The sequence below is a fragment of the Candidatus Stoquefichus massiliensis AP9 genome, from assembly GCF_000455285.1.
GTDB classification, from domain to species: Bacteria; Bacillota_I; Bacilli_A; order Erysipelotrichales; family Coprobacillaceae; genus Stoquefichus; species Stoquefichus massiliensis.
Genome location: NZ_HG005286.1, coordinates 132,212 through 137,430 on the forward strand (window position 1 = coordinate 132,212; position 5,219 = coordinate 137,430).

Consider the following 5,219-nt stretch of genomic DNA (forward strand, 5'->3'; position numbering starts at 1 on the left):
CAGCTAAAGTACAAGTTGGGCAGATTATCACCAAATATTGAATTAGAGATAGAAAACAGTGATACAGAGCAACTAAATCAGTTAAAGATTAGAATCTTTAGTATAGAAAATGAAGAAGATATTTTAGATGCTCTAACGTCAAAATAGGTCCATTAGAAAATAAACTTTCTAAAGGACCTATTTATAATTTATATCAAATTTGAAAACTTAATGTGCCAAAAGATAATATAAATGATGCAAACAAATAACCTAATGCTACTGAAGCAACTATATAGAAAAGATAGAATTCCTTAATTTTTGTTGGTTTAATATAATTTTCAAAACGAAAACAACTTAATCCAATCATAGCCATTGTAATAGAAATAATATAAACAACTACATTTACAATATGATAAACCATATTTTCACTCCTCACTAATCATCAATTATCTTTTACATTATAACGATTATTTAGTACAATAACAATATAGGAGGAAAAGATTATGTTATATTTTAATTTACCACATACTGATTTAAATGTATCAAGAATTGCTTTAGGGTGTATGAGAATTGCAGATAAGAGTGTTGATGAAGTAGAAAAATTAATCTATACCGCTCTTGATGAGGGAATTAATTTTTTTGACCATGCAGATATTTATGGTGGTGGAAAATCAGAAACTATTTTTGGTGAAGTTTTAAAACGTCATCCTGAATTACGTGAAAAGATGATTATTCAGACAAAGTGTGCAATTGTTCCTGGAAAAAGATATGATTTTTCTAAAGAACATATCGTAAGTAGTGTAAAGGCTTCACTAAAGAGACTAAATACTGATTATGTTGATATTTTGTTATTACACAGACCAGATGCTCTATGTGATCCAAAAGAAGTAGCTGAAGCCTTTGATGAACTCTATGAAACTGGACTCGTCAAATATTTTGGTGTTTCTAATCACACCCCATTACAAATTGAATTATTACAAAAATATACAAAACATCCAATTATTATTAATCAATTACAACTATCAATTGTCCATTCAGTTATGATTGATTCTGGATTAAATATGAATATGAAAGAAGCTTGGGCACAAGATAAAGATGGTGGTGTCTTAGATTATTGCCGTTTAAAAGATATCACAATTCAACCTTGGAGTGTCGTTCAAGCATCTTGGGCTGAAGGAACATTCCTAGATAATCCTAAATATGAAAAATTGAATACTGTCATGCAAGAGCTTGCTGATGAATATCATGTAACGAAGAGTGCTATCGCTATTGCATGGTTGCTTCGTCATCCTGCTTGTATGCAACCGATTGTTGGTACAACATCTCCTGTACATCTCAAAGAAAGTGCAGATGCATGTAAAGTTGAACTAACTCGACAACAATGGTATGATCTTTACCTTGCGAGTGAAAAACCTCTTCCTTAAGGGAGGAAATAATGAAAATAGAGTTAAAAAGTCTTACTGATATTGATCCTTGTGAATTAGCTAATGCTGCCAATGACCCAAATGTTTCTCGTTATCTAAAAAAATCATTTCCTTATCCATATACTCTTGATCACGCAATGTCATTCATTACACATTCATTAGAACATCAAGCAGTTGATTTTGGAATTGTTATTAACAATGTTTGTGTGGGTTGTGTTGGTGTGACATTTCATCAGGATATTTATATGAAAAATTGTGATATAGGTTATTGGCTTAATTCACAGTATTGGGGTTTAGGTATTATGACTAAAGTCGTTCATATTTTATGTGATTATTTGTTTTATCATTTTTCTATTCATAAAATATGTGCTGAAGTTTATGCAGAGAATACGGCTTCTTCTTATGTTTTAAAAAAGAATCATTTTATGGAAGAAGGTTATCTAAAAGAACATGTTTATAAAGATGGTCTGTATCATGATTTAATTTTATATAGTTTAAGGGAGAGTGCGTATGAATATTAGAAAATCAATGGAGCCTGATATTTTAAAGATTATGTCTTTGATACATCAAGCACAAAAATATTTTAAACAAAGTCATATTGATCAATGGCAGGATGGTTATCCAAATAGTGAAACTATTTTGGATGATATACATAAGAAATATAGTTATGTTCTTATTGATGAAGACATCGTTGGAACAATGTATTTTGCGATTGAAGCTGACCCTTGTTATAGTGTTATTCAAGGAAATTGGTTGACTTGTCAACAGCCCTATGCTGTTATCCATAGAATTGTAGTTGATGAAACAAGAAAAGGACAAAATCTCGCTTATCAGTTATTAAGTTATGTTATTCATGAATGTGAGCAAAAAGAAATTAGGAGTATAAGAATTGATACACATGAAGATAATCTTTCTATGCAGCGCTTTTTAACAAAACATGGTTTTGTAGCATGTGGAACTATTACTTTGGCAAGTGGTGCTCCTCGTATTGGTTTTGAAAAAATATTGAATAAATAATCATAAACCTTCATATCTATGAGTATGGAGGTTTTTATATGAAATATTATATTGATATGCCCTATCCATCTATTGATGATCTTGATGTAAATGTTCTCTATGGACAAATGATGCTATCAAACTTAGGTGGATTACATTCAGAAATGAACGCAGTCAGTCTTTATTTTTATAATCATGTGATTACAGAAGACGCTTGGCCTGACCTTGCTCAAGCAATGCATGGGATTAGTCTTGTTGAAATGCACCATCTAGAAATTTTTGCAGAAATGTGTTTTCGCCTAGGTGTTGACCCTCGTCTTTGGGATTGTCAAAATGACTTCCTTGAATATTGGTCTCCTGGATATAATGTCTATCCAAGACAAGTGAATACAATGCTTGAAAATGCTATTATACAGGAACAAAAGACAATCGATATCTATCAAAATCAAATTTCTTGCATAGATGAGCCTGTTATACAAAGTATGCTGCAACGTATTATTTTAGATGAACAGCTGCATGTAGAAATTTTTAAAAGATTTTTAAAAGAATCAGAAAATAAATGCTATTATGAAGAAACAGGTTATTAGCCTGTCTTTTTCTGTGTTATAATCATTTTATAATGGAAAGGATGATGCATTATGGCTTATCAAGAACTTATTAAACATTTTGATAAAATTAGAATATATATGCATGAATTCTATATCTATGGATTTAAACATAGAGAATTACTCTATCATAATAGCAAGCGTTCATACGATAATGAAAGAAGAAGATTAGAAAGCTATCTCAAAGATTATATGTCATTTCATTATAAAAACTCTAAAATTATCTTTTTATCAATAGATAGTCGTCATATTGAACATAATCCTTTATATTTAGCCTTTCAATCAAAAAGTTTTACAGCTAAAGATATGACTTTGCATTTTATGATTTTTGATATACTGAATTCTGAATCTGTAAACTTATCTCTTAAAGATATTCTTGCACAAATAGATACATATTTAGAAAGTTTTCAAACACCTCTTGTCTTTGATGAATCAACACTTAGAAAAAAGATCAATGAATATATAGAATTAGGCCTTTTACAAAAAAAGAAAATTGATAATCAAAATATCTATCAACGTACCAAAACATTTCCTATCTCTCCCTATGAAACAGCACTATCGTTTTATTCAGAAATGGGAATCCTTGGTATTATTGGTTATTATCTCCTTAATCATATTCCCAATCAACAAATCTTTTGCTTTAAACATTATTACATTGCATATGCTATTGATAGTGAAATCATGTGTCAACTTTTTGATGCTATGCATCATCAAAAATCCATTCTTATAAAAAAATACAATCCAAACTCTCATTTACTTCATGTTATTCCTCTTAAAATATATATAAGCTGTCAAACTGGACGTTCTCATCTTCTCGCCTATAGTATTCACTTCAAAGCAATTAAAAGTTATCGTATTGATTATATCAGTGAAATTATCTATCAAGAAATACATCCTTTATTTAATGAATATCGTCAACAATTGAAACAACTTGAAAATCATATATGGTCTATTCAATGTTATCAAAAAAAAGAATTAGAACATGTATCATTTATAATCTGCATCCAGCCACATGAAACATATATCTATCAAAGATTACTTAGAGAAAAAAGATGTGGTATAATTACAAAAATTGATGAGACTCATTATCGTTTTACTGCTGATGTATATGATACCTTAGAGATGATTCCATGGATACGTACCTTTATATGTCGAATTACTCAACTCAACTTTTCTAATCGAACAATAGAAAATGAATTTAAACAAGATCTAAATAAAATGTATGAACTTTATCAAATATAAGGAGATGATCATTAATGTTATTTCATGAAATTTATGGATGTTATTATCAATGTGTTGGAAAAATGATTGATCTTGCATTAGAAAACAACTTAACAGAGGAAAAAATGTTAGAAGTTATTCATCAATATGCATTTCAAGAAAGTGAGTTATATATTCTTCCATCTATCCATGATGAAAAATGGCAACTCATTGATCAAAATCTACAAACACCACTTCTACATACTCCCTCATTCCCCTTAACAACAATGGAAAGAAGATGGCTGAAAGCCATTAGTCTTGATCCAAAATTCAATCTTTTTTCAACTCCTATTCCTAGTATAGAAGAGGATCCCTTATTTACTTATGAAGATTATAAAATTTATGATCAATATACAGATGGTGATCCTTACCAGGATGAAATCTATCAAAAACATTTTCAACTTCTTTTAAAAGCTATTCAAGAAAAAAAAGAAGTGTCCATAACTTATCATCATAAAACCATTCATTGTATACCCCATAAAATTGAATACTCTTTAAAAAATGATAAATTTAGTCTTCTTACTCTCAACAATCGATTTTACAAAACATTAAATATTAGTCAAATTGAATCTATTCAATTATTAGAACATTATAATGAAGACTATCAACGTTCTTATCAATCATTGCAGAAACATTTAACAATAGAACTTTATGATAAAAGAAATGCATTAAATCGCGTTATGACACATTTTTCTGATTTACAAAAACAAGCTCAACAAATCAGTGAAAATAAATATCTAATAAGAATTGATTATGAAAAAGAAGATGAAAATGAACTTGTTATTCGTATACTTTCATTTGGTCCTTATGTTAAAGTTGTAGAACCAGAATCATTTGTTCATTTAATAAAAGAACGTTTATTCATGCAAAAAAGTTGTGAACTTCGTTAAGTTCGCAACTTTTTTTCCAAGATTTTACTTTTTGTTTTAGCTATAATGAAATTGTCATTAAGAAA

At 29.2% G+C, this 5,219-nt stretch carries 7 protein-coding genes; 6 read left to right on the forward strand and 1 reads right to left on the reverse strand.

Features of this window, described 5'->3' with window-relative positions:
- Nucleotides 1-193: 193 nt before the first annotated feature.
- Nucleotides 194-400, reverse strand: a complete 207-nt coding sequence (locus BN350_RS04810; RefSeq protein ID WP_028042569.1) for a DUF1146 domain-containing protein — start codon at nt 398-400, stop codon at nt 194-196.
- 82 nt (nt 401-482) lie between these two features.
- On the opposite strand from BN350_RS04810, the gene BN350_RS04815 reads away from it, so the two are divergent.
- The 6 genes from BN350_RS04815 to BN350_RS04840 are packed head-to-tail and all read left to right on the forward strand — an operon-like array spanning nt 483 to nt 5,154.
- Nucleotides 483-1,403, forward strand: coding sequence for an aldo/keto reductase (locus BN350_RS04815; RefSeq protein ID WP_028042570.1), 921 nt, complete (start codon nt 483-485; stop codon nt 1,401-1,403).
- An 11-nt stretch (nt 1,404-1,414) separates the two neighbouring features.
- Nucleotides 1,415-1,924 carry a GNAT family N-acetyltransferase gene (locus tag BN350_RS04820; RefSeq protein WP_028042571.1) on the forward strand — a complete coding sequence of 170 codons (510 nt, stop codon included), beginning with the start codon at nt 1,415-1,417 and terminating at the stop codon, nt 1,922-1,924.
- The gene (locus BN350_RS04825) at nt 1,914-2,420 is read left to right on the forward strand and encodes a GNAT family N-acetyltransferase (protein WP_028042572.1); all 507 of its coding nucleotides are present in this window, start codon (nt 1,914-1,916) and stop codon (nt 2,418-2,420) included. The genes BN350_RS04820 and BN350_RS04825 overlap by 11 nt, the downstream gene beginning before the upstream one ends.
- Before the next feature lie 38 nt (nt 2,421-2,458).
- Complete coding sequence (locus BN350_RS18500; RefSeq protein WP_044600124.1) at nt 2,459-2,986, forward strand: ferritin-like domain-containing protein; 528 nt, start codon at nt 2,459-2,461, stop codon at nt 2,984-2,986.
- Between the two features lie 51 nt (nt 2,987-3,037).
- The gene (locus BN350_RS04835) at nt 3,038-4,246 is read left to right on the forward strand and encodes a WYL domain-containing protein (protein WP_028042573.1); all 1,209 of its coding nucleotides are present in this window, start codon (nt 3,038-3,040) and stop codon (nt 4,244-4,246) included.
- Nucleotides 4,247-4,260: 14 nt separating this feature from the next.
- The gene (locus BN350_RS04840) at nt 4,261-5,154 is read left to right on the forward strand and encodes a WYL domain-containing protein (RefSeq protein ID WP_028042574.1); all 894 of its coding nucleotides are present in this window, start codon (nt 4,261-4,263) and stop codon (nt 5,152-5,154) included.
- The last annotated feature ends 65 nt before the right edge of the window (nt 5,155-5,219 follow it).